The organism is Pyruvatibacter mobilis (assembly GCF_012848855.1).
Taxonomy (GTDB): Bacteria; Pseudomonadota; Alphaproteobacteria; order CGMCC-115125; family CGMCC-115125; genus Pyruvatibacter; species Pyruvatibacter mobilis.
The window spans coordinates 281,951-308,945 of record NZ_CP051630.1 but is presented as its reverse complement, the minus strand read 5'-3'; the positions used below and the strand labels follow the sequence as shown (position 1 = coordinate 308,945).

The window sequence follows — 26,995 nt, the reverse complement described above, 5'->3', positions numbered from 1 at the left end:
CTTTCCGCCCCAGATTGGGGCAGGCAGGCGGTGAGGCCGGCCTGTGGAAAGCGTCCGTTTGGTTTGGATTTTCGGGTGGGTGGCCAGCGACGTGGGCCGCGCCACCCCGCAGTTTGAGAGGTTTGGCGGCATGACGAAGACCCCCGAAGGTCAGTTCCGTCCGGCAGGTTACCCCGCACCGCAGGGTCTGTATGACTCGCGCAACGAAAAAGATTCCTGCGGCATTGGCTTCGTCGCCAATATCAAGAACAAGAAGAGCCATAAGATCGTCGAGGACGGTCTCAACATCCTGTGCAACCTGGAGCACCGCGGTGCCGTTGGCGCCGACCCGAAAGCGGGCGACGGCGCTGGCATCCTGATCCAGATGCCGGATGAGTTTCTGCGCGCGGTGACCGGCGACCTGGGCATTACCCTGCCCGCCGAAGGCGACTACGCCGTTGGCCACTTCTTCCTGCCGCAGGACGATGAAAAGCGCGCCCGCGTAATGAAGCGGACCGAAGAGGTCGTTGCCGCCGAGGGGCAGACCTTCCTCGGCTGGCGTGATGTGCCGGTAGACAATTCAGATCTCGGCTACTCAGTGCTGCCGACGGAGCCTGTCCACAAGCAGCTCTTTGTGGCCCGGGGCGACAACTGCGCCGATCAGGACTCCTTCGAGCGCAAGCTCTTCGTGATCCGCAAGGAAATCTGGAACAGCCTTTATGAGGAAGACGTCACGACTGCGGCTGACACCTACGTCACTTCGCTGTCGTCACGCGTCCTCAACTACAAGGGCATGCTGCTCTCCGATCAGGTCGGCAAGTACTATCTCGACCTCAAGGACGAGCGGATGGTGTCCGCGCTGGCGCTCGTGCATCAGCGCTTCTCGACGAACACCTTCCCCACCTGGTCCCTGGCCCAGCCCTTCCGCATGATCTGCCACAATGGCGAGATCAACACGATGCGCGGCAACGTCAACTGGATGTCCGCGCGCAAGGGCTCGATGGAATCCGAGATCTTCGGGGATGACCTCAAGAAGATCTGGCCGCTCACCGTCGAGGGCCAGTCTGACTCGGCCTGCTTTGACAATGCGCTCGAACTTCTGGTGCTCGGCGGCTATTCGCTTGCCCACGCTATGATGATGATGATCCCGGAAGCCTGGTACGGCCATGAGCTGATGGATCCCAAGCGCCGCGCGTTTTACGAGCACCACGCAGCCCTGATGGAGCCGTGGGACGGCCCCGCCGCCATGGCCTTCACCGATGGCCGCCAGATCGGCGCCACGCTGGACCGTAACGGCCTGCGTCCCGCCCGCTACTTCGTCACTGACGACGATCACGTAATCCTCGCCTCCGAGATGGGTGTTCTTCCCTACCCGGAAGACCGCATCGTGGAGAAGTGGCGTCTGCAGCCGGGCAAGATGCTGCTGATCGACCTCGAGGAAGGCCGCATCATCTCCGACGAAGAGATCAAGGAAGAGCTTGCCTCCCTTGAGCCCTATCAGAAGTGGCTGGACAAGGCCCAGATCAATGTCGAGGAACTGCCGGATATGGGCGGCACTCCGCCCCAGCCGAATGTGCCGCTTCTCAAGCGCCAGCAGGCTTTCGGCTACACCCAGGAAGACGTGAAGACCCTGATGGCTCCCATGGCTGCCACCGGCCAGGAAGCCATTGGATCCATGGGCACCGACACGCCCATCGCGGTCCTCTCCGACAAGCCGAAGCTGCTTTACGGCTATTTCAAGCAGAACTTCGCCCAGGTGACGAACCCGCCGATCGACCCGATCCGCGAAGAGCTGGTGATGAGCCTCGTCTCCTTCATCGGCCCGCGTCCGAACATCCTCGACCTGCACAATCAGGGTGAGCTGCGCCGTCTTGAAGTGCGCCAGCCGATCCTGCGCAACGAGGACCTGGAAAAGATCCGCGCCATTGGCGACATCGCCGACAATCACTTCCAGACCAAGACGCTGGACACGACCTTCGCCGCCGACCGTGGCGCCGAAGGCATGAAGCCGGCGCTCGACGCGCTCTGCGAACGGGCCGAGCGCGCCGTCGAGGAAGGCTTCAACATCATCATCCTGTCGGACCGGCTGGTGAGCGAGGATCGCGTGGCGATCCCCGCCCTGCTTGCCACTTCCGCCGTACACCACCACCTCATCCGCAAGGCTCTGCGCACCCGCGTGGGCATCGTGGTCGAAACGGGTGAAGCCCGCGAGGTGCACCATTTCTGTGCCCTCGCCGGCTATGGCGCAGAGGCCATCAACCCCTATCTCGCCTTTGAAAGCCTCATCGCCATCAAGGGCCAGCTCGGTGAAGAGCTGGACGATGCCACCATCAAGACCCGCTACATCAAGGCGGTGAACAAGGGCATCCTCAAGGTGATGTCCAAGATGGGCATCTCCACCTACCAGTCCTATTGCGGCGCGCAGATCTTCGACGCCATCGGCCTGTCAAGCGACTTCATCCGTGAATTTTTCTACGGCACCGCCACGACCATCGAAGGTGTGGGCCTGCCGGAGATCGCGGAAGAAACCATCCAGCGTCACCACCGCGCCTTCTCAACCGACCCGGTGCTCAAGAAGTCCCTGGCCGTCGGCGGTGAATACATGCAGCGCATCCGCGGCGAGGACCACGCCTGGACGTCCAACTCCGTTGCTGACCTGCAGCACGCAGTGCGCGGCAACAGCCAGGACAAGTATGATGCCTTCGCCAAGGCCATCAACGACCAGTCCAAGCGCCTGCTGACAATCCGCGGCCTGTTCCGCCTCAAGAACGCCGAAGAACTTGGCCGTCAGCCGCTCTCCATCGACCAGGTCGAGCCTGCCCAGGAAATCGTCAAGCGCTTCGCGACAGGTGCCATGTCGTTTGGCTCCATCAGCCGCGAAGCACACACGACGCTAGCCAAGGCAATGAACCGCATCGGCGGCAAGTCGAACACCGGCGAAGGGGGTGAGGAGCCTGACCGCTTCACCCCGCTGCCGGACGGCGACAGCATGCGCTCCGCCATCAAGCAGGTCGCCTCGGGCCGTTTCGGTGTCACCGCCGAGTATCTGGCCAATGCCGACATGATCCAGATTAAGATGGCGCAGGGCGCCAAGCCTGGTGAGGGCGGCCAGCTGCCCGGCCACAAGGTGGATGCCGTCATCGCCAAGGTGCGGTACTCCACGCCGGGTGTGGGCCTTATCTCCCCGCCCCCGCACCATGACATCTACTCGATCGAGGATCTTGCGCAGCTGATCTTCGACCTCAAGAACGTCAATCCGGAAGCCGCGATCTCCGTGAAGCTCGTGTCGGAAGTCGGCGTCGGCACCGTGGCCGCCGGCGTTTCCAAGGCCCGCGCCGATCACGTGACGATTTCAGGCTTTGAAGGCGGTACGGGCGCGTCCCCGCTGACCTCCATCAAGCACGCCGGCTCCCCGTGGGAACTTGGCCTTGCCGAAACCCATCAGACGCTGGTCGCCAACGGCCTGCGTGGCCGCATCGCCGTGCAGGTGGATGGCGGTCTCCGCACCGGCCGTGACGTCGCCATCGGTACCCTTCTGGGTGCTGACGAGTTCGGCTTCTCCACGGCACCGCTCATCGCGGCGGGCTGCATCATGATGCGCAAGTGCCACCTCAACACCTGCCCGGTTGGCATCGCCACCCAGGACCCGGTGCTGCGTAAGCGCTTCGTCGGCCTGCCCGAGCATGTGGTGAACTACTTCTTCTTCGTCGCCGAAGAACTTCGCGCCATCATGGCGGAAATGGGTTTCGCCACCTTGGCCGAGATGACCGGTCACATGGATGCCCTGGACCAGACCAAGGCCGTGGCACACTGGAAGGCGCAGGGGCTGGACATGTCCCGCCTGTTTGCCCGCCCGGAAGACAAGCCCGGCGTGGCCATCCATCACTGCGAAGAACAGAGCCACCCGATTGTCGACATCCTCGACCGCAAGCTTATCGAGCAGGCAAAGCCTGCCCTTGAGAATGGCGAGCGCGTGACCATCGAGACGGACATCAACTCCATGAACCGCTCTGCCGGTGCCATGCTGTCCGGCCAGGTCGCCAAGAAGTATGGCCACAAGGGCCTCGAGCCCGACACCATCTCGGTCAAACTCACCGGCACGGCCGGCCAGGCTTTCGGAGCATGGCTCGCCAACGGCGTCAGCTTCGAGCTGGCTGGTGAGGCCAATGACTATGTGGGCAAGGGCTTGTCCGGCGGCCGCATCGTCATCTACCCGCACGAGACCGCCAAGATCGTGCCTGAGAAGAGCATCATCGTCGGCAATACGGTGCTCTATGGCGCCATCACCGGCGAGTGCTACTTCCGCGGTGTGGCCGGTGAGCGTTTCGCCGTCCGCAACTCCGGCGCCATCGCCGTCGTGGAAGGCACCGGCGATCACTGCTGCGAATACATGACCGGCGGTGTCGTGGTTGTGCTTGGCGAGACGGGCCGCAACTTCGCAGCCGGCATGTCGGGCGGTATTGCCTATGTGCTGGACGAGAAGGGCGACTTCGAACGCCGCTGTAACCTCTCCATGGTCGAGCTCGAGCACATCGCAGCCGAGGACGATGCCATGGAAGCAGGCCACCAGAGCGGTGACCTTGAAACCCATGGCCGCGTCGACGTGATGACCGACATGACCCGCTTCGATGCCGAGCGCCTGCGCCAGCTCATCGAGAACCAGGCCCGCTACACCGGCTCCGCCCGGGCCCGCGAGATCCTGGACAACTGGGACCAGTACCTGCCGAAATTCGTGAAGGTGATGCCGGTGGATTACCGCCGCGCGCTGGAAGAGATGAAGGCATCCAACGAAAACTCCGCAACGCAGTTCAAGGCCGCGGGCGAATAAGCCCGCGGTCCCTGGACCACGTTGCATCTTCAGAATTTCAATTTTCGACCATGAAGGAACAGTCCGATGGGTAAAGTCACCGGCTTCCTAGAGATCGACCGCCAGGACCGCACCACTGCGCCGGCGTCCGACCGCATCCGCCACTTCCGCGAATTCGTCATTCCGATGTCGGAGGAAGGCGTCAAGAACCAGGCCGCGCGCTGCATGGACTGCGGTATTCCCTACTGCCACAATGGCTGCCCGGTGAATAACCAGATCCCCGACTGGAATGATCTGGTCTACAACTCCGACTGGGAAGAAGCTGCGGTCAACCTGCACAGCACCAACAACTTCCCCGAGGTAACCGGCCGCATCTGCCCTGCCCCATGCGAGGCCGCCTGCACGCTGAACCTCATCGACAAGCCGGTAACGATCAAGTCGATCGAATGCGCCATCGCCGACCGGGCGATCGAGGAGGGCTGGGTGAAACCGCAGCCTGCCGCGCACAAGACCGGCAAGAAGGTGGCCGTCGTCGGTGCCGGCCCGGCTGGCATGGCCTGCGCCCAGCAACTGGCGCGCGCCGGCCACGACGTGACCCTGTTTGAGAAGAACCAGAAGATCGGCGGCCTGCTGCGCTACGGTATTCCCGACTTCAAGATGGAAAAGCACGTCATTGATCGCCGTGCCGACCAGATGGAAGCCGAAGGCGTCACCATCAAGACGGGCGTTCATGTGGGTGTGGACATCACCACCGACGATCTGATGAAGGACTTCGACGCCGTTGCCCTTGCCGGTGGTGCAGAGAAGCCCCGCGACCTTCCCATTGAGGGCCGCGATCTTGATGGCATTCACTTCGCCATGGACTTCCTACCGCAGCAGAACCGTCGCGTGGGCGACGAGCCGCTGGGCAACATCATGCCGATCCTTGCCGGCGGCAAGCGCGTCGTGGTCATTGGCGGTGGCGACACCGGGTCGGACTGCATTGGCACGTCCTTCCGCCAGGGTGCCGTGTCCGTCACCCAGCTTGAAATCATGCCGGCCCCGCCGGAAAAGGAAGACAAGCTGATGACCTGGCCTCACTGGCCGCTCAAGTTCCGCACCTCCTCCAGCCAGGCGGAAGGCGCTGAGCGAGACTTCGCGGTGATGACCAAGCACTTCAACGGTGAGGACGGTCAGGTGACCTCGCTCACCTGTGTGCGTGTGGACGACAAGATGCAGGAAATCGAAGGCTCGGAGTTCGACATCAAGGCCGACCTCGTGCTTCTGGCCATGGGCTTCGTCAGCCCGGTGCACGAAGGCATGATCGACGACCTGTCACCCGAGCTTGATGCCCGCGGCAACGTCAAGGCCGATACTGAAGGCGACGAAGCCTACAAGACCACCAAGGACAAACTGTTTGCCTGCGGCGACATGCGTCGCGGCCAGTCCCTGGTTGTCTGGGCCATCCGCGAGGGCCGCCAGTGCGCGCACGCCGTGGACAAGGCGCTGATGGGCAGCACGACCCTGCCGCGCTAAGGCATCAGAACCACCAAAGAGAAAAGCCCTCCGGCAAAACCGGAGGGCTTTTTTGTGCCTCGCTTATAGGCGGCTACTCCTCGACGCCGCCCCGCAACTCTTCAGGGGCATCACCCGTCCGGGATTGCGACAGAAGCGCATCCACGTCTTCCCAGGTAGCGTCGTGAATGGCCACGACAGCAGCGTTGAGCTCGCCGTAAAGCGCGGTCAGCCCATTGCGCTGCATCTGCTCGTGCCACGCTTCCGTAACCGCAATGATCGTGTCTTCCACCGGGCCGATGGGCAGACCGCGAACATAGGTGACCAGCGAAGCCGAATGAAAAAGCGACAGGACGAAGAGGCCAAGCAACATGGCCAGCAGGACGCGCTTGAACGTCTTGCGCGTCTCGCCCTCTGCATTGAGCTGTGCCTTGGGCGTCATCTCAAAGCCGGGTTCGTAGGCGTCGGCTTCCGGATCGATATGTTCCATCATGGCAGGCCGCTCCCTAGAACTGGAAATAGATGAAGGGCGCCACACCTTCCGGTGCCATGGCCTCGATGAGCAGAATACCAAATCCCAGCGTCAGCCCCAGAACCGGCCAGGACACCCGTTGCAGGACCCGCCCCGCACCGATGGCCCAGCCAGACGGCAGGAACTGCCCTGCGAGGGAAAAGGCAATGAGCCCCACAATGAAGGGAGACGCGAACTGGGCCGGCTGCGACCAGTCCGCAAGACCTGCCACATAGTTCCAGGCACCGGAGAAGCTCGACGCACGGAAGAATATCCAGGCGAAACACACAAGATGGAACGTCAGCACGATGCCCAGCAGCGTGGCGAAGGTACCCTGAATTCGCCGGCCGACACCCATCAACGCGGCCATCAGGCCACCGCCATAATGGTGGCCATTCCCGGTCAGTTCGTCCCAGCGGCGCGTCACTGCACGTTCGACACCCAGCATTGCGCCGTGGAATGCGCCCCAGAAGACAAAAGTCCACGCCGCACCATGCCAGATGCCCCCAAGGAACATGGTGAGGAACAGGTTGCGATAGGTCTGGAAGGTGCTCCCGCGGCTGCCGCCGAGCGGAATGTACAGATAGTCGCGCAGCCAGGTAGACAGGGAAATGTGCCACCGCCGCCAGAATTCCTGCAGCGAAGCCGACCGGTAGGGATGGTCGAAATTGCGTGGGAATCGGTATCCCAGCAACGCGGCCACGCCGATGGCGATGTCGGAGTAGGCCGAGAAATCGCAATAGATCTGCACCGCATAGCCATAGACACCCAGCAGCAGGTCGCCGCCCCCATAGGCCGTCGGATCAAAGAACACGTGATCAACAAGTTCCGTGGCCAGGTAGTTGGCGATCACCATCTTCTTGAACAGCCCCACCAGGATCAGCACGACCGCAAGCCCCGCCATGCGCCGGTTCACATGCGGCGTGCGTTCAAGCTGCGGCAGGAAGTGCGCCGCGCGAACGATGGGCCCTGCCACCAATTGCGGGAAGAACGAGATGTACAGGAAGATGTCCAGCACCGAGCGCGAGGCATCCACATGCCTCCGGTACACGTCCACGAGGTAGGAAATGCCCTGGAAGGTGAAGAACGAAATCCCCACCGGCAGGATGATCTCGAGAAACGGCAGATCCCGCTCAAGGTTCACCGAGGCAAGCAGGTCAGCAAGCGATGCGAGGAAGAAGCCGTAATACTTGAAGAAGGCAAGGACACCGAGATTGAGCGCGACAGCAATGCCCAGCACCCACTTGCGCAGCGCACCGTCATTCAGCCCGCCGATGATCCGCCCGGCGGCATAGTTGAGCAGCGAAGACCCGGCAAGCAGCAGGGTGAAGCGGATATCCCAATAGCCGTAGAAAAAGTAGGAGGCGAAGACGAGGACAAGCTTGCGCGCCTGCAGATCCCGTCGCAGTTCCCATGCGATGAGAAACACGATCACGAAGAACAGCGCAAAATCCAGAGTTGGAAACAGCATGTCCGCGCAGCGTCTCACAATGGTGCCAGGCGGAGCCGGACACCGAGCGCCCGTCCCATTTCCTAACCCCAGGTTACCCCCGAAGACGCATCTGTGCCGTTATGGAACAGCCTGCCCCTTCCCGTCCCCCTGCCATGCCACAAACGCGCCATTGAGCGCGTCCATCAGCATCCGCGCGGAGAGGGCATACCCCTCCCCGGTCAGGTGCACGTGGTCCGGGCGGGCCAGCTGCGGGTCACCAGCCAGCCGCCAGTCATGCACCGCGCACGCACCCCCCATGGCCTCCCGCCAGTTCCAATGCGCTGCCCCCTCGTCCCTGGCGACCTCCCGCTGCGCTGACAGGACAGCTTTCAGCATGGGCGGCTCGTGCCAGCGCAGCAGGGAGGCACTTTCTGCCTCGATCAGGGCGGCATAAGTCTCCCGCTCCGCGCCGCTCAGAGGCGCGCATGTCCACTCCTCCGGGTCCCGACTTTCCGTATCCGCATAGAAAGGCAACCGCGTCCCGTCGGGCCCACCGGTGATCAGGACGGACGCGTTTGGCGCGAAGCGCTTGAGACGGGCGATCTGGTGGCGGAAGTTCGCTCCATAGGCATCGAGATCAAGCTCATCATCAAAACCTTCATTCGTGCCGTAACTCAGAATGATCAGGTGAGGATCAAGGCGCTGAATCTCCAGCCGCAACACCTCATCGTCCCACCGCTGCATGATCGCAGATGTCGCGCCAGGCCATCCCGCGTTGCTAAGCACTACCCCCGGACGGTCTGCTTCAAGCACCATCGACAGCAACGCCACCGGCCCATCGCCTGCCGGCATGATGCGAATGATCTGGGCTGCTTCAGGTACCGCAAAGGCCGCGAAGGCCGGACCTTCGTCACCCTGCGTCGGGATTGCCTGCACCGCACCATCAAACTGCACCTGCACTGCGCCGCCATCGGGCTGTCGCCAATAGCCCACAAGAAGGCGATCAGCAGGCACCTCAAAGCCGGACAGGCTAAGGGTTGGGCTTGATCCAGCAGCCGCTTCCGCCCTGGCACTCATGAGTCCAAAAGGCCCAGACGCCTCCTCGTCCCGGGCACGATAGATGGTCCAGCCTTCCGAAGCATCGATCTCGACACCGCGAAGCTGCAAGAAGGGGTAGACGAGCCCGGGCGGCAGCAAGCCCCGCGCGCCCGGCATATCGCCCGACATCATCTGCCGCAGATCACCGGAAAAACTGTCTCGTGCAATATGGCTGTCGCCGAGATGGAGCACACGCACACCCTGCCCCGCTTCCCGTGCACGGAAATAGGTCTCAAGCGCGTCCGGCTGCATGATCTCCGCGCCTGGTGTTGCCAACTCCTGGGCACGGGAGACCCCGCCCGCTGCCACCGCAATGGTAACAGCAAGACATAGATGGCGGATCACTGGCCTGGCTGCGGGTCTGACGGAGACGTGCCCTGCGGCTGACGAAGGTCGTCTGCTCGGCCCGGCTTGGCCTCCGGCAGCACGAAACCACGCAACTCAGACAGCGCATGGGCGATGCCGGACGCAACCTCCGAAACCCCCGCCCGTTCAGACCGCTGCACGTCTTCCGGCTGACCGTCCAGCTGGGACGGCATGATCTCGGAACGTGCCGGGCGTGCTACTGGCGCCGGGGCTGCAATTTCCGGTGCCGTCACCTCAGGCAAGGCAGGAGAAACCGGCGCGACCGGCGTCTTGACCGACGCTGGAATGACATCAGCTGCGGGCTGGGCATCGGATTGCTGCCCGGGTACATCCGCCATGGCATCTGTGACAAATCCCGCGAGCTTGATGTAGCCGCTCATCGTGAAATGAATGCCGTCATTGGTGCGCATCTTGCGCTTGCGGCCGCGGTCATCCGTGCCATAGGCCGAATACGCCCCATTGTCACCGAGCGTGCGCTGCCATGTGCGTACATAGGTGATGCCATTGGCCGCCGCGCGCTCTTCAAACAGGGAGTTGAAATACTGCATGTCACGCCCGAAGCGCGGTGACCGCATGGCAGGCAGCTCCACCCAGAAGACCTGCGCTCCCTCATCCTTCAGCACCTGCGTCAGGTCATCGATCCGCGCCTTGTAGATTTTCTCCCACGTGGCAGACCGCAGGGCATGACGTCCGTTCTCGACAATCGCCTGCCGGTCATTGGTGCCGATCATGACCACTGCCACATCCACCCGGTGCACAGCGACAATCTGCCGAACCGCCTTGGACCAATCGTAGAAGTCCTTGCGAACAAGACCCGTCGAAACCCGCGAATGCTTGGTGACTTTGTAGCCGTCAGCCTTGGGCAGCTTGCGGTAGAGGCCGGCCCACACGCCGTCGCCCAGGCTATCGCCGAAAACATGAATGTTGAGAGGACCGTCGGCTTTGGCCGGATTGGCTTTGTCGGGGATGGGAGCCATGGCAGCCGGAACCGCGGAAGCTGCGGCATGCGCTGCCGCATCCGTCGCCGGACCAGACAGCTGCGCAGCTGCAGGGGTCAGCCCCCACACCAGAAATGCGAATGCCGCGCCCAGACACCTGGCCGGCAAACCACCCCAATTCACGACAAAGCGCGTCACGCTCGCCCCCGAATACAATTTCATGCGCCCCCACGCAGACCGAATGGTGCCTCAGACGCCCCGAAGAGTCACGCAGGCGCAACCGGCCCAGGCAGGTGGAAGAGCCGGATTCTCGCGGCAAACACCGAAATCCCTGCGCGCTGTGCCGTCCCGACAACAGATGCACCCACCCCATGCGCCTTTGTGCGCTCTACCTGGCCAGCGTCTCAGTTTACGCAAGTCCCGCGCCGTTGGCAGCCGCCGGACGCAGGCCCGTTGCGATTAACGTAAACCACGGGCCTCGATGCCCACGCCGTCCACAACCCGGTCACTGGGGTGAATGACAACGCTGGCAGCCTCTTCAAGCCCCGACAGGATCTCCGCTTCCAGCGCATTGCGGCGGCCGATCTCAACAGGGGTCAAAACCGCTTCCTCATCAACCACCCGGAACACTGCCCATCGGCCCTGATCCCGGAACAGGGCGCTCACCGGCAGTTTCAGCACATCTTCCGCCTCCCACACGAAAATGCGTGTGTCGAGCCGATAACCGTGGCCCAACTCGGCCCATTTTTCCGGCGCGTCCTCGAAATCGATGATGACATTGACCCGCTGCTCTTCGATGCCCAACGCCGACACTTTGGTGAAACCGAACGGTTCAACCCTGCGAACGATACCGTTGAGGTCATGGGGTCCGCCCCAATCCTCGATGACCACCCGGTCGCCTTCGGTCACCCGCACCGCGTCTTCCGACAGGAGATCAACGACAATCTCCAGGTCATCCGCGTTGCCCACCTCGATGAGCGGTGCACCCGGCTGAACGATGGCTTCGCTTTCCTGCATTACCCTCAGCACCCGGCCGGTAATCGGCGCGCGAACCGGAACGCAACAGCCCAGAGTTCCACCTTCCGGTGGTGTCGTATCGGAGGCTTCACCCGGCTGGATGAGGAGGGCACGCGCATTCTCCAGCTCGAAGTCACGCATGGACAGGGCGGCCCGCGCCTCATCAAGCGCTGCTGCCCGCGTCCGCATATCCAGCCGCGCTTTGTCGAGTGTCGATTGCGAGATTGTGCCCTTGCCCGCCAGGCGCTGCGCACGACGATACTCAGACTGGGCGAAATCAAGCTCGGCCCGGGCCCGCTCCACATCTGCGGCGGCCAATGTGCGCGCGGCTTCAGCAGCCTTCACTTGAGCTTCCGCCTGGCCAAGCGAACGGGCATCAAGGAAGGAGGGGTCCGTGGGCTGGATTGTCGCCACCACGGTTTCGCCCTGCGTCACCGGATCACCCACCTCCGCGCGGATACGCAGCACACGTCCGCCGACCGGAGCGGAGACGGTATAGACATCACGCACCCGCGTCTGCCCCTCCTCATCCACCGTTACCGCCAGGGCACCACGCGAGACTGTCGCCAGATCGGCCGGCACCGGCTGCGGCATGAAGGCCAGCCCGATGGCGACCAGAAGGGCCAGGCCGATCACAAGGCCGCCTATGGTTCGGATGGACATGGATCAGTCCCTCGTCTTGAGAACGGAAATAAGGTCAAGCGTTGCCACGCGGCGCCCGACAATGAGACCGGACACCGCTGCCGCAACAAGCACGACGAGCATCGCCAGGCCATAGGTGGACGGCGCGATGATAACCGGCACACGGAACAATTCGGTCTCCATGCCAAGCTTGCCGATGAGCTGAGCGAGACCGAACCCGAACAGGCAGCCGATAGGCAAAGCGACGACGGTAAGCAGGGCCAGTTCACCCAGCAGGATATAGGCAACCTCACCGCGGCTGAACCCGAGCACGCGCAGGCTTGCAAGCTCACGCGCCCGCTCGGACAGGGAGATGCGGGCTGCGTTGTAAACCACACCGATGGCAATGAAGCCCGCAAACATGGCGTTGAAGATCACGGTCATGGAAAAGCTCTCATTCACCGTGTCCCGGAATGTCTGGACCGCCTTGCGCTGAAGCGTCACCCCGGCGACGACCGGTGTCTCCTTGATGTCCCGGTAAAGCTCGTCCTGGACCGCACTGTCATTGAGAAGGTAAACACCCGAAACCACATGCCCTTCCTGCATGACCCGGTTGAGGGCGCCGAGCCGCATGTATGCATTGAGCCCGATGTAACTCTCGACAATACGTGCCACCGGGATGCTCAGCACCGGGCGGCGGCCTTCCAGAACTTCCACCGTCAGCATGTCGCCTTCCCGCACATCGAGAAGCTTGGCGAGGTAATCGCTCAGCAGGAGACCCGCCTCCGGCAGGGCAACGGGCGCCAGATCAGCATCCAGCACACGGGAAATCTGCGGCGCTTCCACGAGACCCGTAATGCCCACCCGCTTCTCCCGCACGCCGTTGACCAGCCGCACGCCGACCATCCGGAACGGTTCGGCAGCCATAACCCCCGGCAAGGTTTCGACAGCCCGCAGCGCGTCGACATGGCGTTCTCCTTCGAAGATCACCGTCATCGTCTGCCGTTCTGCCTGGTAGAAATTCACGTCGATCATGTAGTCCATGGAATCGAGGGCAAAGCTCGATCCCACCAGCAAACCAACTGCGACTGAAACGCCCGCCACCGTCAGGCCGGACCTAACGGGCCAGCGTCCGATGTGACGCAGGATCATCCGGGTCGGCTGGTCCGTCAGCCTGTGCGGCAGCAGCCGCTCTATCAGAGACTTGCCATAGCGGGTCGGAGGCGCGGGCCGCATCGCCACGGCAGGAGGCAGCAAGGCGGCCCGCCGCACGGCGGCCAGCGTACCGCCTATGGCAGCCAGCGCACTGATACCAGCGCCAAGCGCGAAGACCGCCGGGTCAGCCTTGTAGTAAAGGAAGGGAAACTTGAAAAAGTCGGTGTAGAGCCCGGCCATGCCGCGCCCCATCCAGGCACCGCCCGCAATACCGGCAAGGATGCCGATTGCCGTCAGGGCACCGACGAATTTCAGATAGTGACGTCCGACAGCCCAGTCGGAATAGCCGAACGCTTTCAGCAACCCGATCTGCTCGCGCTCCTGGTCGATCATCCGGCTGATCACCACGTTCAGCAGAAAGGCAGCAACTACGAGGAAGATCGGCGGCAACACCGCCCCAAAATTGCGCAGCTGGTCCATCTCACTCTTGAGAAAGGCGTCAGAGAGCTGGTCCTCGCGCAGATAGGCACCCCCTCCCCCATACCGGTCCGTGAGGGCATCCACCCGGTCGATCACATCGTCGGGCCGCGCATCACGCAACAGTCTGAGGAGCGCTTCGTTGAATGCCCCGTCAAGATCATAGGCCGCCGCCAAGGCCTCCTCATTCATCCACAGGATGCCGAAGCGCGCCGCATCGGGCATCAACTCGCCAGGCGCAATCGCGTAAACGAATTCCGGGCTGAGAACGACACCGACGATTGTCAGCGACCGTTTGCGCCCATTGATGATGGCCGCGACCTCATTGCCCGGCCCGAAACCGTGGGCCATGGCAAAACTCTCATCCACCAGCACTTCACGGGGGTGGTTGCGTTCCGGCCAGCGGCCATCACGCAACACAACATCATTGATCGCAGGCCGGCCATGCTCGGGCAGCGAGACCATCCGGCCCGTGGCAGGCTCAATCATGCCCGGCACATCCAGCGTCACATCCACGAAGATCCGCGTCTCGACGGACGCGACACCCGGCACCCGCGCCAGATCATCCTTCAGCTTCTCCGGCGCCCGCTTCATCGGCACCCAGACATCCGCAAAGCGGTACCGCTCATAATACGCGTCCCGCGTCGCTTCGAGAGATCCGAGCATTCCGTACATCATCACCAGCACGGCCACCCCGGCACCGATGACCGCAGCGATAGCCAGAGCCTGGCCGCGTACCCGCCACAGCTCACGCAGCACTTTCTTGTCCAGGGGGTGCAGGAGGCTGTGGAACATGGCCTCCCCGCCTACCAGGAAATCTCACGCGCCGGCTTGCGCTCGGCATTCACGCGGACTTGTGCAATCGCGCCATCGGCGAAGCTCACAACCCGATGAGCCATGTCGGCAATCGATGCGTTATGGGTGATCACCGCCGTGGTGGTTCCAAGCTCGGCGTTTACCCGCTCAATGGCATCCAGCACGATGACACCCGTCTCGGAATCAAGCGCGCCCGTCGGCTCGTCGCAGAGAAGCACGTCCGGCCGCTTGGCAATCGCGCGGGCAATCGCCACACGCTGCTGCTCACCACCCGATAACTGAGCCGGGAAATGATCCATCCGCGGCTCAAGCCCAACCAGCGCCAACGCGTCACGGGCATCCATTGGCTCGCGGGCAATCTCCGTCACCAGTTCGACATTCTCGCGAGCTGTAAGACTTGGCACCAGATTGTAAAACTGAAAGACAAAGCCCACACTGTCGCGGCGGTAGCGCGTCAACAGCCGCTCACCCGCAGCCGTGAGTTCAATATCCCGAAACCACACACGCCCTTCGGTCGGCGTATCGAGCCCGCCAAGGATATTAAGCAGTGTCGATTTGCCGCTGCCGGATGGCCCCAGCAGCACCGCGAATTCACCCTCGTAGAGTTCGAGATCAACACCGCGCAGAGCATGCACCTGCACATCACCGGTATCATACACCTTGGTGATGCCCTTGGTGCGAAAGGTAATCTGCGGATCGGACACCTGGTCCGGAGCAGCTGCAGCCATGACAGTCTCCCTCTGACAGAGACCTTCCCGCCTTACGTGGCGCTGCGCAAGATATCGTCGACCACGCGTTCCAGATCTTTCAGCGATGCGCAGCTCTGCGACCGATGGCTGAACGGTTTGAGCTTGAGCATTTCGCTGTCGCCCGTGCCCCACAATCCCTCTGCCTCCGGATTGAGGATGATCACCCGCTTCGCCCGCTGATAGATCAGTTTCATGATGTCCGTTCGCGGATCGGTGAAGTTCGAGCGGCCATCCCCCAGGAGAATGACCGTCGTCTTGTTGTTGATGTCGTTCAGCGCCAGATCTGAAAAATCCTGCAGCGACGCGCCATAATCCGTCGAGCCGTTTCCGTACTCTTTCAGGATCAGGGGAATGGCCTGTTCGATGTCGTGTTGCTCGAAGAGGTCAGTGACCTCACCCAGATGCCCTGAAAAGGCAAAGGAGCGCACCTTCGGCATCACCTCGCCGAGGGAATAAAGAAACATCAGCAGGAAGCGCGCCACGGTTGAGACCGAACCGGAGACATCGCAGATCGCCATGACTTCAGGCCTGTCGACCTTGCGGCGCTTCCAGTGCGTATCAAACAGAATGCCGTCGAAAGCCACGTTGTGACGGATGGTCCGGCGCACATCCAGTTGGCCGCGCCGGGCCCGCTTCCTGCGGCGCGAATGCAGCGAGATCAGCTTTTTCGCCATCTTCTGCACCAGCCCCCGCATCATCGCGAAGTCACGCATTTCAACATTTGTCAGGCGAATGCTCTCGAGCACTTCCTCGCGCAGCTTGCGGCCTTCATTCTGCGCATGGAGCTGCAGATTGCGCTCGACATAGTCATCAACGTCCTGGCGAACCATTTCGCGCAGCCCCTTGAGGCGCTCCACACCCGGCCCGCCTGGCCCTTCCGCACGCTCGGCGGCGATTATCTGGTCGGTGATTTCCTGCGCCCCGATCGCATCCATGATGCGGCGGCCATAAAGCCCGCGTTGCGTGAAGAAACGAATGTTCCGTATGCCCACGCGTTCGCCGGCCTGGGCAATTGCCATTGCCAGCGCCGTGCGGTCTCCGGTGCGGAGGATTTCCATAAGGCTCTGAGGCGGCAGCGCGGCGGTGCCTTCCTGATCCTCTTCAACGCCATCGGCATTTCCGGGCTGTCCATCCGGCGGTCCGCCCGCCGATGGCGGCCCGTCGTCGCTCTCCCCGCCGGCGCCACCGGCTGCGCCGCTGCCGGCCGCCTCCTGGTCCTCCGGGCTGTCGTCGTCCGTGCCATCACCGTCCGGCTGATCGTCGGAATTGTCATTGGCCTCGTCGAAATCGGAGAAGGACGTGCTGTTTTCCATCATCTCGAAAGCAAAGAACCGCTCGAAGACCTCTTCGAAACTGGCCTTTTCCTCCGGCGTCTTCGCAAGCGCCAGCGAGAGGGTCGTTTTCAGCAGAACACGGTCGCCATATCCGATCTGATCGAGCGCCTGCATCGCATCCAGCGTCTCTGCCGGAGAAACCTGCACATCTGAGGCTCGAAGAGCATCCACGAATGACGTCACGACGCGGGACAAAACACACCACCAATTCAACCATAAGTCGCAATTTAACGACTTCTTAACCGCAAAAAGAGCAGCCTCCCCGCAATACAACTGGAGGTTGCAAATGCTATGTGCCGACCCGACACGAACCACCCACCGCCGCATGGCCATATTGCTCTGCGCCACAGCCGGTCTTGTGAGCATATCCTCACCAGCACTGGCATCAGCAGGCTGTGACGCCGCCAACGCAGGACAGTATGACCTGTCTGGCGGCAGTCTGGCCAATCTTAACACGACACTTTCAGCCAATTTCGACGCAGGCGATGAACTGGTCATCACGGCAGCAGGGTCGCCACTTCTCGCATCTGTCACCACTCTGGGAACCAATCAGAACCTCTTCCTGTCCGTGGGCCCCGGATCCACAACGGTTGAACTTGGCGGTGGCGTCACCGGCCTTGTCTCGGTCCTGACCACCGCGATTTTCCAGTCCGCAACCCTCACCATTCGCTGCAACGCAGTGGGTGGTGGCGGTGGCGGTGGCGGTGGCGGAGGCGGCGGTGGCGGTGGCGGCGGTGGCGGTGGCGGTGGCGGCGGTGGCACCACCACCCTGTCCCCCGGCGATCAGTCCCGGATCATCACGGCACTGAGCCACGGATTGTCAGCCGGCAAGATGTCAAACGTGCCGTCCGGCTTCCCGGGAACCCTCAACACCAGGCTTGGCCGGCTCAGCCGGTCTCGATCCATCCAGTGCGACCTTGCATCTGCCAATCGGCATCGCAACAGCATCCTTGCCCGCGCTTTCGGTATCTCTAGCCAGGACAGTTCGGGCAGCAGCTCTGGCAATACCGGGTGCGCCAGCTCTCCGGCTCCCATCAGCATCGACACACCGGAAAAGTCAGCCCGCCTGGACAACTGGCTCAAGGCGCAGGGACTTGAAGCAGAATGGAACGAGGTCAATGCCCGAATCCAGCGGCTGGAGAAGCAGCTTGCCGGCAAAGAACGGGTAAGCCGTCCGGCTCGGCGAAATACACCCCCAACCCAATTCACAAGCGTGCCGATGAGCCATTCTGCTGCTCACGCCATCGGGCTCCGAGGCGCGATCATGGAGACGGAGCGGGTTCCTGCGTTCATCATCGCCGTCAGCAAGCGCACGGACGATGAGAGCGAACCACAGGTTGCCCGGCTGCCTCAAATGCTGGGCCTGAAAGGGTCTATCAGCGCCGGCAGAACAATCAGCCTCGAGTTTTCAACCGATGCCCTTCTCGCGGAAAAAGTGGCTGCCGCTCAAGCCAACGCATCCGCCGCGCCTGACAGCCTTTCGCTCTTCGGGATGGACACAAACATCTGGGCGCGGGCACAGGTATCATTGTTGGACGGCGATGATCGCCGCGGCATTAACGGCCAATCTGTCCACGCCCAGGGCGGGCTAAGCCTCGCCCTGACGGACCGTCTGCTTGTTGGCCTGTTCGGGAGTTATTTCAGCGGCGACGGATCAAACGAGATCCTGCTGACAGATATCGAGCAAACGCAGTATGGGGGCGGCGCCCATCTCCGTGCCCACCTGTTCGATACGGTCTACGGAAACCTTCTTGGTACTTACGAAACAGGCACTCAGACCATCTCTGTCATCGCATCCACCGGGGAAGCAGACCTGGAAGAATGGAGTGTCGGCGGTTCCATAGACGGCACCATTCATGCCGACGACGGCAGTGTGATTGCGCCTTATCTATCGGTCATGCGGGAAGTCAGGGAACGTGACGCGTATACAGATGGCGCGGGCCGCATCATCCCAGGCGGCAAGGGCACCAATCTCTGGCTTGGCGGCGGCCTCACCGCCGCGCATACGCGGCAGCTGTTCAACAGCTGGATCAGCGAGATCACACCCCGCGCAGGTGTGGACACACGCTACTACCTGAGCCGACAGGGCTATGATCTGGACCTGGAAGGTTTCAGCAACGACACAAGCGCCTGGTCTGTTTCTCCCCGCGCGGGGGTCACGCTGGCGACGCGCAGCGGCCAGCAACTATCCATAGACGCAGGCATCAGTCATTTCGGCCAGGATACCATCGGATACAATGGCATGGTCACATTGTCGTCGCCGCTATGACCGGGGCACTATCGCAAGATCGACAGCCCTGACACTGCTCAGACAGCATCCTTCGCCCGGCGCAACATGCCGGAGATCTCGGTGTCGACACTCTCGATATCGTCCTCGAACTTGAGGAGCAGGTTGAGCGTGTTGCGCACAAGCGCCTCGTCCAGTTCATCCGTATGCAGAAGCATTAGCGCACGGGCCCAGTCGATGGTCTCGCTCACCGCCGGCAGTTTTTTGATGGTCTTCGTGCGCAGCTCTTGCACAAAAGCCACGAGCTGCTTCAGCAGGGACTCAGGCACCCCGGGCACGCGCTTGTCGATGATCTTCATCTCAAGCGCCTGGTCCGGGAACGAGATGTAAAGATGCAGGCAACGGCGCTTCAGCGCGTCACCTACCTCACGCGTGTTGTTTGAGGTCAGGAAGACAACAGGCTTCACATCCGCCTTGACCGTGCCGATTTCCGGCACAGTCACCTGGAAGTCCGACAGGATCTCCAGCAGGAAGGCCTCGAACTCCTGGTCAGACTTGTCGATCTCATCCACCAGCAACACACCGCCATCCGGCACCTGCAGCGCCTTCAGAAGCGGCCGCGGCTCCAGGAACTCCGGCGAGAAGAACGTGTCGTCGAACTCATGCAGCCGGTCCATGGCATCTGAAATGCCGTCAGTTCCAACCATCAGGTCAGCCAGCTTGTCTTTCAGGACCTGCGTATAGAGAAGCTGCTTGCCGTACTTCCACTCGTATAGCGCCTTGGCCTCGTCCAGCCCTTCATAACACTGCAGGCGGATGAGTTCGCGCCCCAGATGAGCCGCGGTTGCCTTCGCAAGCTCCGTCTTGCCCACGCCGGGAGGGCCTTCAACAAGGATCGGTTTGTCCAGCGCGCGCGCAAGATAGACGGCGGTGGCAATATGGAAATTGGCTACATACCCCCCGGCTTCGAAGCCGGACTGTATTGCAGCGATCTCGGCCTGTGCCGCCTCTGACTTGATGTGATCGGTCACGGAATACGTTCTCTGGACTATGTCGCGTTCGCCAAAGGGCATACGCGAGGGCAGGCGATCCGGCAATGGTGCTTTTGCAAAGCCCTTTGCAAATGCGCCGCATGCGATCACCCGGCCGCCATAAGCAGATGATGCGTGAATGCAAGACTCGCATAGCCCGCCAAGCTGACTAGAATGCCCGCCAATCCTTCCGGGGCAGCCCCACCGGCCTTGCCCCGCATTTCCAAGAACAAGCGCCAGCCCCCTCCGGCCGGCCCAACAGGGAGCCCATCGGATGACCGCCATCAATGACGTCACCACTCTCACCCGCGACGGCGACATCGCCATCGTTACCCTCAACTCACCGCCGGTGAACGCCCTCTCCGCCAAGGTCCGCGAGGGACTGTTTGAAGGCTTCAAGCAGGCAATCGCCGACGACCAGGCCAAGGCCATCGTCCTGATCTGCGAAGGCCGCACCTTCATTGCCGGCGCGGACATTACGGAGTTCGGTCAGGCCCCCAAGGGTCCGGGACTGCATGAAGTGCAGCAGATGATCGAAGACGCGCCCAAGCCGGTCGTCGCAGCCATCCACGGCACCGCGCTGGGCGGCGGTCTGGAAGTGGCGCTGGTCTGCCACTATCGGGTGGCTGTTCCTTCCGCGAAAATGGGCCTGCCGGAGGTGAATCTCGGCTTGCTGCCCGGAGCCGGCGGCACCCAACGCCTGCCCCGCGTGACCGGCGTCGAGAAGGCACTCGAAATGATGACCTCGGGCCGCCACGCATCCGCCAAGGAAGCCAAGGAAAGCGGCCTTGCGGATGAAATCGTCGAAGAAGGAAAGCTGCTGGACGGCGCCGTCGCCTTCGCGCGCAAGGCCGTGGCCGAGAACTGGCCGCTGGTAAAGATTCGCGAGCGCGACGACAAGGTTGCAGAAGCCCGCGGCAAGCCGGAAGTCTTCGAAGCTTTCCGCAAGTCCGTCGCCCGCAAGACGCGCGGCTTCCTGGCGCCGGAATACAACATCCAGTGCATCGAAGCCGCTGTGAACCTGCCATTCGACGAAGGCATGAAAGTGGAAGCAAAGCTCTTCCGCGAACTCGTCACCGGCAGCCAGTCTGCCGCCCAGCGCCACGTCTTCTTTGCCGAACGCCAGGTGGCTAAAATCCCGGACGTGCCGAAGGAAACGCCGCTCATCGACATCAAGTCCGTCGGCATCATCGGCGCCGGCACCATGGGTGGCGGCATCGCGATGAACTTCGCCAATGCCGGCATCCCGGTAACCATCATCGAGCAGTCGCAGGATCGTCTGGACGCAGGCCTCGGTGTCGTCCGCAAGAACTACGAGAACTCGGCAAAGAAGGGCCGCTTCTCGATGGACGAAGTCGAAAAGCGCATGGGCCTGCTGCAGGGCTCGACCAGTCTTGAAGACCTGGCCGACAAGGATCTCGTCATCGAAGCCATCTTCGAGAACATGGACGTGAAGAAGGACGTGTTCGGCAAGCTCGACAAGATCGTCAAGCAGGGCGCCATCCTTGCCACCAACACGTCCGCGCTGGATATCGATGAGATCGCCACCGCCACGTCCCGCCCGGAAGCAGTTATCGGCCTGCACTTCTTCTCGCCGGCCAATGTGATGAAGCTTCTGGAGATCGTTCGCGCCGACAAGACCTCTAAGGAAGTGATCGCCACCTCCATGGCGCTGTCCAAGAAGATCGGCAAGATTGGCGTTCTCGTGGGCGTGTGCCCCGGCTTCGTCGGCAACCGCCTGCTGGCCCAGCGCCAGCGCGAGGCAAACAAGCTCATCCTGGAAGGCGCCATGCCGTGGGATGTGGACCGGGTTCTCTTTGGCTTCGGCCTGCCCATGGGTCCGTTCGCCATGTCCGACCTCGCGGGCCTCGACCTTGGCTGGAACAAGGAAACCTCCAAGGGCGAAACCCTGCGGGACCTGCTCTGCGAGCGCGACCGCCGTGGCCAGAAGACCGGCGCAGGTTTCTACGATTATGACGAGAACCGCACCCCGTCACCTTCCAAGGAAGTGGAAGAGCTTATCCGTCAGTATGCGGAAGAGCGACAGTTCCAGCAGCGCGACATCTCCGACCAGGAAATCCTCGAACGCTGCCTCTATCCGATGGTGAACGAGGGGGCGAAGATCCTCGAAGAAGGCAAGGCCATCCGCACGTCCGACATCGATATCGTGTGGATCATGGGCTATGGCTGGCCGCGTTATGAGGGCGGCCCGATGTGGTGGGGCGAGAACGTTGTCGGCCTCGACAAGGTCCTGGCCAAGATGAAGGAGTGGGACGCCGCCGATACCAGCGGCACCGGTGTCTTCAAGCCGTCAGCCCTGCTTGAGAAGGCCGTTGCCGATAAGGTGTCCCTTCAGAAGGCCCTTGAAGGCTGATGGCATCCGTCTCCACAAAGCTGGCCCTCTATGACCTCGAAGGTCGTGATGGCCGCCGCTTGAGCCCCTTTTGCTGGCGCACGAAATATGCGCTGGCGCATAAGGGGCTCGAGTGGGAGGACCGGCCGGTGGGCTTTGGTGAGATCCAGTCCATAGGCGACGGCTCCCACCGCACGGTGCCGGTGCTCGATCATGACGGGAAGCTGATCGGTGACAGCTGGAAGATCGCGGTCTATCTCGACCAGACCTTCCAGGACGCACCGCCTATCTTCCCCAGCCTCGACGCGCTGCACTACGCGCAGTTCGTCGAGCGCTGGCTGTTCACCCAGGTGTTCACCGCCATGTTCCCGGCCCTGGTGCGTCAGATCCACGAGCATGCAAAGCCTGAGGATCAGGACTATGTCCGCCGCAGCCGCGAGCTGCAACTGGGCGGCATGAGCTTGGAAGATGCTGAGAAACGGGGCGCCGAAGGCCTGGGCGCGATGGCGGTGGCATTGGCGCCCCTGCGCGCCAAGCTGGCCGACATGCCCTATCTGAACGGCAATGAGCCGGGATACGCCGACATTGTCGCGGCGAGCACCTTCATGTGGGCCCGCGCGGTCTACCCCAAGAAGCTGTTCCCGCCGAACGACACTGTCATTCCATGGTTCAAGAGCATTCTTGAAATGCATGGCGCGCTTGGCCGCTCAGCACCGGGATATGACATCACCGGCGCCTGACGGACCAGCCGCAGCGCAGGTTTGAGACAGGGCGGCACCCCTAGCGGGCAGCCGCCCTTATCTTTTTAAGAAGCGAAGCCGTTGCGAACCCGTCCTGCGGCTGGCCGAGGCGGGCCTGGAACTGGCGAATGGCCTTGCGGGTCATCGGCCCGATGATGCCGTCCACGCCGCCCGTATCAAGGCCGATCTGCGTCAGCTTGCGCTGCATCTCCTGCGCCTCGCTCACCGTCAGGGGCCGTTCATCCGTCGGCCATGAACGGGTAATGGGCGCATCACCGGCAAAGTGCTTGGATAGATAGGACACGGCCATCGCATAGGCCGTTGCATTGTTGTAGCGCAGGATCGTCTTGAAGTTCGGGTAGGCGAGAAAGGCTGGCCCCTTGAAGCCCGCAGGAATGATCAGATAGGTTTCAAGCCCTCGCTCCCGAGCCGGCAGTTCGGCCCCGCTCACGGTCTGCACTCCCAGCGTCTGCCATTCCGCGCCCGTCTTGGTGATACCGCGGTCCGCCAGCGCGTAGTCGAACCCCATCGGCAGCACGACCTCGCGCACGGGCGCATCACCCTTGTCCCAGCCGGAGGCCTTCAGATAATTAGCGGCAGACGCCAGTGCATCCGCATGGCTTTCCCAGATATTGCGTTTGCCATCCCCATCGAAATCCACGGCATGCTCAAGATAGGTCGTGGGAATGAACTGGGTGTGGCCCATCGCGCCAGCCCAGGAGCCATTCATGGCTTCCGGCGAGATGTCGCCATTCTCGAGGATCTTGAGGGCGGCAAGAAGCTGCGTCCTGCCGAAGTCGGCGCGCCGCCCTTCAAAGGCAAGGGTCGTCAGAGACCTGATGACATTCCGGCTACCGGTGAAGGTGCCGTAATGGGTCTCAAGCCCCCAGATCGCTGCCAGCACTTCCCGCTCAACGCCATATTTTGCTTCGAGCTTGTCAAACAGGGTGCGGTTTGCCGCAAGCTGGGCTTCCCCATCGGCCTTGCGTTTGTCCGAAAGCGCCGAACCCAGATAGTCCCAGATGGGTCGCACGAATTCCGGTTGCTTCTGGTTGAGCTCCAGCACCTTCACATCAAGGGTGATGCCCTTGAACGCCGCATTAAAGGTCCGGGCACTGATCCCCGCCTCAAGCGCCTCTGCGCGGAATGCTGTCAGCCATGCTGCAAGGCGGTCTTCCATCTCCGCCGTCACCACCACGTCATCCGCCACCGGCGCCATCTGTTGCGCCTGCACCGGTGCACCTGCCAGAGCTGCCATACCTGTAGCCAGAGCCGCTACGAAATAGCCGGACGTAAGGAGACCTGAATTAAGGCCGTTTCGTGCTGATTTCCGCCGCATCGATTTGTCTTTCCACCCTCAACTTGCTGAGCCTGCCGCAGGCCGCGCGCCACATTACGGCAAGCAAACTCACAATTCACTGTGGCAATTCTATGCGCCAAAGAGAGCACGATCGGGCCCGCTCGCTGGGGCGCAACCTGTGCGCCTTGCCGCGCGCGACAAAGCCATGGCACAAACCGGCAATCCAGTTGAGCGGCTCTCATCCGCGTCCTGCCCGGAAGGCATGTCATGTCCAAGAAAGTTCGCAAGGTCGTATTTCCCGTCGCCGGTCTCGGCACCCGCTTTCTGCCGGCGACAAAGTCCGTCCCGAAAGAAATGCTGCCGGTAGTCGACCGCCCGCTCATTCAGTATGCGGTGGATGAAGCCAAGGAAGCCGGCATCGAACACTTCATTTTTGTGACCGGGCGCGGCAAGACTGCGATTGCGGACTATTTCGACCATGCCTACGAGCTGGAACAGACGCTTTCCTCCAAGGGCAAGACACAGGCCCTCAACATGCTCACTGAGATGCGCCCGCGTGCCGGTGCCGCGTCATTCCTGCGCCAGCAGGAGCCGGCAGGTCTCGGCCACGCTGTATGGTGCGCCCGCGATCTTGTGGGCGATGAGCCTTTTGCCGTCATCCTCGCCGATGAACTGCTTAAGTCTTCCCCCGGCTGCCTGGCTCAGATGGTGGAAGCTTACGAGCGCACCCAGGGCAATGTCGTCGGTCTCGTGGATGTCCCCAAGGAGCACACGGATCGGTACGGTGTCATCAAGCCCGGCGCGCGCGACGGGAAACTCGTTGAAGTGTCCGGCATGATCGAAAAGCCGAAGCCGGATGCAGCCCCGTCAACGCTGGCACTTGTCGGCCGTTACATCCTGCAGCCATCCGTATTCGACCATCTGGCCCGCCAGGACCGCGGCGCGGGTGGTGAAATCCAGTTGACCGACGCAATGGCGCGCCTGATCGGCAACGAGCCTTTCCATGGCCTCGAATTCGACGGGACCCGTTTCGACTGCGGTAACAAAGTGGGCTTCATGGCAGCCAATGTGGCCTACGCGCTGGAGCGCGAGGACATGGCCGACGAACTGCGCGCCTATCTGCGCTCCGTAATCTGACGATTTCTTTCAGCGGCAGTCTCGCCGCACTCTGACGAGTCCGCGGCTGAAGAAGCCGCCCATCTGATAAGGATGCGCCATGCGCGTTGCAATGATTGGCACAGGCTATGTCGGCCTGGTCTCCGGTGCCTGCTTCTCCGACTTCGGCCACGAAGTGATTTGCGTCGACAAGGATGAAAGCAAGATCGAAGCGCTCAAGCGCGGCGAGATCCCCATCTACGAGCCCGGCCTGGATGTGCTTGTGAACGGCAACATGCGTGTTGGCCGCCTGAGCTTCACTTCTGACCTCGCAACCGCCGTGCCGGACGCCGATGCGGTCTTCATCGCCGTTGGCACGCCGTCCCGCCGCGGCGACGGCCACGCAGACCTGTCCTATGTTTTTGCTGCCGCGCAGGAGATTGCGCCGCTGCTCAAGGACTACACAGTCGTCGTGACCAAATCGACCGTCCCCGTGGGGACCGGCGACGAGGTGGAGCGCCTGATCCGGGAAACCGCGCCTGACGCCGCTTTCGACGTGGCTTCGAACCCCGAGTTTCTCCGCGAAGGCTCAGCCATCGAGGATTTCAAGCGCCCTGACCGCGTTGTCGTCGGCACCACGTCCGAACGGGCACGGGACGTCATGCGCGAACTCTATCGCCCGCTGTTCCTGCGTGAGACCCCGATGGTGATGACCAATCGCCAGACGTCCGAACTCATCAAATATGCAGGCAACGCGTTTCTCGCGACGAAGATCACCTTCATCAACGAGATGGCTGACATCTGCGAGAAGGTCGACGCCAATATTCAGGACGTTGCAAAGGGCATCGGCCTTGATGGCCGCATCGGCAAGCTGTTCCTGCATGCGGGCCCGGGCTATGGCGGCTCGTGTTTCCCGAAGGATACGCTTGCCCTTGTGAAGACAGCTGAGGATGTGGGTGCACCGACCAAGATCGTGAATTCGGTCGTTGAAGTGAATGCCGACCGCAAGAAGCGGATGGCAACGAAAATCATCGAGGCCGCAGGCGGATCCGTTGACGGCAAGAAGATTGCCGTCCTGGGCGTCACCTTCAAGCCCAACACGGATGACATGCGCGACAGTCCGAGCCTCGACATCATCCCGATCCTGCAGGAAAAGGGCGCAACCATCCGCGCCTTCGATCCTGCCGGCATGGAAGAAGCCGGACGCCTGCTGCCGGGCGTGGACTGGTGCGAGAACGCCTATGACACCATCGCCGGTGCGGACATTCTGGTGATCCTCACCGAATGGAACGAGTTTCGTGCACTGCAATGGGACCGCGTGGCGGACGCCATGCCCGGGCGGCTCGTGGTCGATCTGCGTAACATCTATTTTCCGCATGAAGTGGCCCGCCAGGGCTTCACCTATCACTCCATCGGTCGCTCGCCCGCCGAAGCGGAGTAGCCGCGCGAAAGACG

Annotated in this window: 17 protein-coding genes; 7 read left to right on the top strand and 10 right to left on the bottom strand. The window is 62.1% G+C overall.

Features of this window, described 5'->3' with window-relative positions; translation table 11 throughout:
• The first annotated feature begins 130 nt into the window (after positions 1–130).
• The gene (gene gltB / locus HG718_RS01445; RefSeq protein WP_160586730.1) at positions 131–4,807 is read left to right on the top strand and encodes a glutamate synthase large subunit; all 4,677 of its coding nucleotides are present in this window, start codon (positions 131–133) and stop codon (positions 4,805–4,807) included.
• A gap of 66 nt (positions 4,808–4,873) precedes the next feature.
• Complete coding sequence (locus HG718_RS01440) at positions 4,874–6,301, top strand: glutamate synthase subunit beta (protein WP_160586729.1); 1,428 nt, start codon at positions 4,874–4,876, stop codon at positions 6,299–6,301.
• A 73-nt stretch (positions 6,302–6,374) separates the two neighbouring features.
• On the opposite strand, the gene HG718_RS01435 is transcribed toward HG718_RS01440, so the two are convergent.
• The 8 genes from HG718_RS01435 to HG718_RS01400 all read right to left on the bottom strand — a co-directional run bounded on the left by HG718_RS01435 (position 6,375) and on the right by HG718_RS01400 (position 17,142).
• The gene (locus HG718_RS01435) at positions 6,375–6,773 is read right to left on the bottom strand and encodes a hypothetical protein (protein WP_160586728.1); all 399 of its coding nucleotides are present in this window, start codon (positions 6,771–6,773) and stop codon (positions 6,375–6,377) included.
• Between the two features lie 13 nt (positions 6,774–6,786).
• Positions 6,787–8,262 (bottom strand): MBOAT family O-acyltransferase, encoded by a 1,476-nt coding sequence (locus tag HG718_RS01430; protein ID WP_160586727.1) that lies wholly within the window; start codon positions 8,260–8,262, stop codon positions 6,787–6,789.
• A 99-nt stretch (positions 8,263–8,361) separates the two neighbouring features.
• Positions 8,362–9,666 carry a GDSL-type esterase/lipase family protein gene (locus HG718_RS01425; RefSeq protein WP_160586726.1) on the bottom strand — a complete coding sequence of 435 codons (1,305 nt, stop codon included), beginning with the start codon at positions 9,664–9,666 and terminating at the stop codon, positions 8,362–8,364.
• On the bottom strand, positions 9,663–10,664 hold the full coding sequence (locus HG718_RS01420; RefSeq protein ID WP_160586725.1) for an SGNH/GDSL hydrolase family protein: 1,002 nt from the start codon (positions 10,662–10,664) through the stop codon (positions 9,663–9,665). Before HG718_RS01420 ends, HG718_RS01425 begins: the two co-directional genes overlap by 4 nt.
• A gap of 420 nt (positions 10,665–11,084) precedes the next feature.
• Positions 11,085–12,305, bottom strand: coding sequence for an efflux RND transporter periplasmic adaptor subunit (locus HG718_RS01415; RefSeq protein WP_160586724.1), 1,221 nt, complete (start codon positions 12,303–12,305; stop codon positions 11,085–11,087).
• A 3-nt stretch (positions 12,306–12,308) separates the two neighbouring features.
• Positions 12,309–14,690, bottom strand: a complete 2,382-nt coding sequence (locus tag HG718_RS01410) for an ABC transporter permease (RefSeq protein WP_160586723.1) — start codon at positions 14,688–14,690, stop codon at positions 12,309–12,311.
• 11 nt (positions 14,691–14,701) lie between these two features.
• The gene (locus tag HG718_RS01405; protein ID WP_160586722.1) at positions 14,702–15,439 is read right to left on the bottom strand and encodes an ABC transporter ATP-binding protein; all 738 of its coding nucleotides are present in this window, start codon (positions 15,437–15,439) and stop codon (positions 14,702–14,704) included.
• A 32-nt stretch (positions 15,440–15,471) separates the two neighbouring features.
• The gene (locus HG718_RS01400; RefSeq protein ID WP_160586721.1) at positions 15,472–17,142 is read right to left on the bottom strand and encodes a VWA domain-containing protein; all 1,671 of its coding nucleotides are present in this window, start codon (positions 17,140–17,142) and stop codon (positions 15,472–15,474) included.
• Here HG718_RS01400 and HG718_RS01395 point away from each other — a divergent pair.
• Positions 17,120–19,063 carry an autotransporter outer membrane beta-barrel domain-containing protein gene (locus tag HG718_RS01395; protein WP_160586720.1) on the top strand — a complete coding sequence of 648 codons (1,944 nt, stop codon included), beginning with the start codon at positions 17,120–17,122 and terminating at the stop codon, positions 19,061–19,063. The genes HG718_RS01400 and HG718_RS01395 overlap by 23 nt on opposite strands.
• A gap of 38 nt (positions 19,064–19,101) precedes the next feature.
• Here the strand turns inward: HG718_RS01395 and HG718_RS01390 are convergent, their stop codons facing one another.
• Positions 19,102–20,040 (bottom strand): AAA family ATPase, encoded by a 939-nt coding sequence (locus HG718_RS01390; RefSeq protein WP_373868322.1) that lies wholly within the window; start codon positions 20,038–20,040, stop codon positions 19,102–19,104.
• Between the two features lie 295 nt (positions 20,041–20,335).
• Between HG718_RS01390 and HG718_RS01385 the strand changes: the two genes are divergently transcribed.
• Both HG718_RS01385 and HG718_RS01380 read left to right on the top strand, forming a co-directional pair.
• Positions 20,336–22,426, top strand: a complete 2,091-nt coding sequence (locus HG718_RS01385) for a 3-hydroxyacyl-CoA dehydrogenase NAD-binding domain-containing protein (RefSeq protein WP_205345742.1) — start codon at positions 20,336–20,338, stop codon at positions 22,424–22,426.
• Positions 22,426–23,145: a glutathione S-transferase N-terminal domain-containing protein gene (locus tag HG718_RS01380; protein WP_160586718.1), complete on the top strand. Its 720-nt coding sequence runs from the start codon at positions 22,426–22,428 to the stop codon at positions 23,143–23,145. Before HG718_RS01385 ends, HG718_RS01380 begins: the two co-directional genes overlap by 1 nt.
• A gap of 40 nt (positions 23,146–23,185) precedes the next feature.
• Here the strand turns inward: HG718_RS01380 and HG718_RS01375 are convergent, their stop codons facing one another.
• Positions 23,186–24,403, bottom strand: coding sequence for a lytic murein transglycosylase (locus tag HG718_RS01375; RefSeq protein WP_244617580.1), 1,218 nt, complete (start codon positions 24,401–24,403; stop codon positions 23,186–23,188).
• 309 nt (positions 24,404–24,712) lie between these two features.
• Here HG718_RS01375 and galU point away from each other — a divergent pair, with 309 nt between their 5' ends.
• On the top strand, positions 24,713–25,582 hold the full coding sequence (galU, locus tag HG718_RS01370; protein WP_027838937.1) for a UTP--glucose-1-phosphate uridylyltransferase GalU: 870 nt from the start codon (positions 24,713–24,715) through the stop codon (positions 25,580–25,582).
• 79 nt (positions 25,583–25,661) lie between these two features.
• Complete coding sequence (locus HG718_RS01365; RefSeq protein WP_027838936.1) at positions 25,662–26,981, top strand: UDP-glucose dehydrogenase family protein; 1,320 nt, start codon at positions 25,662–25,664, stop codon at positions 26,979–26,981.
• Positions 26,982–26,995: the final 14 nt, after the last annotated feature.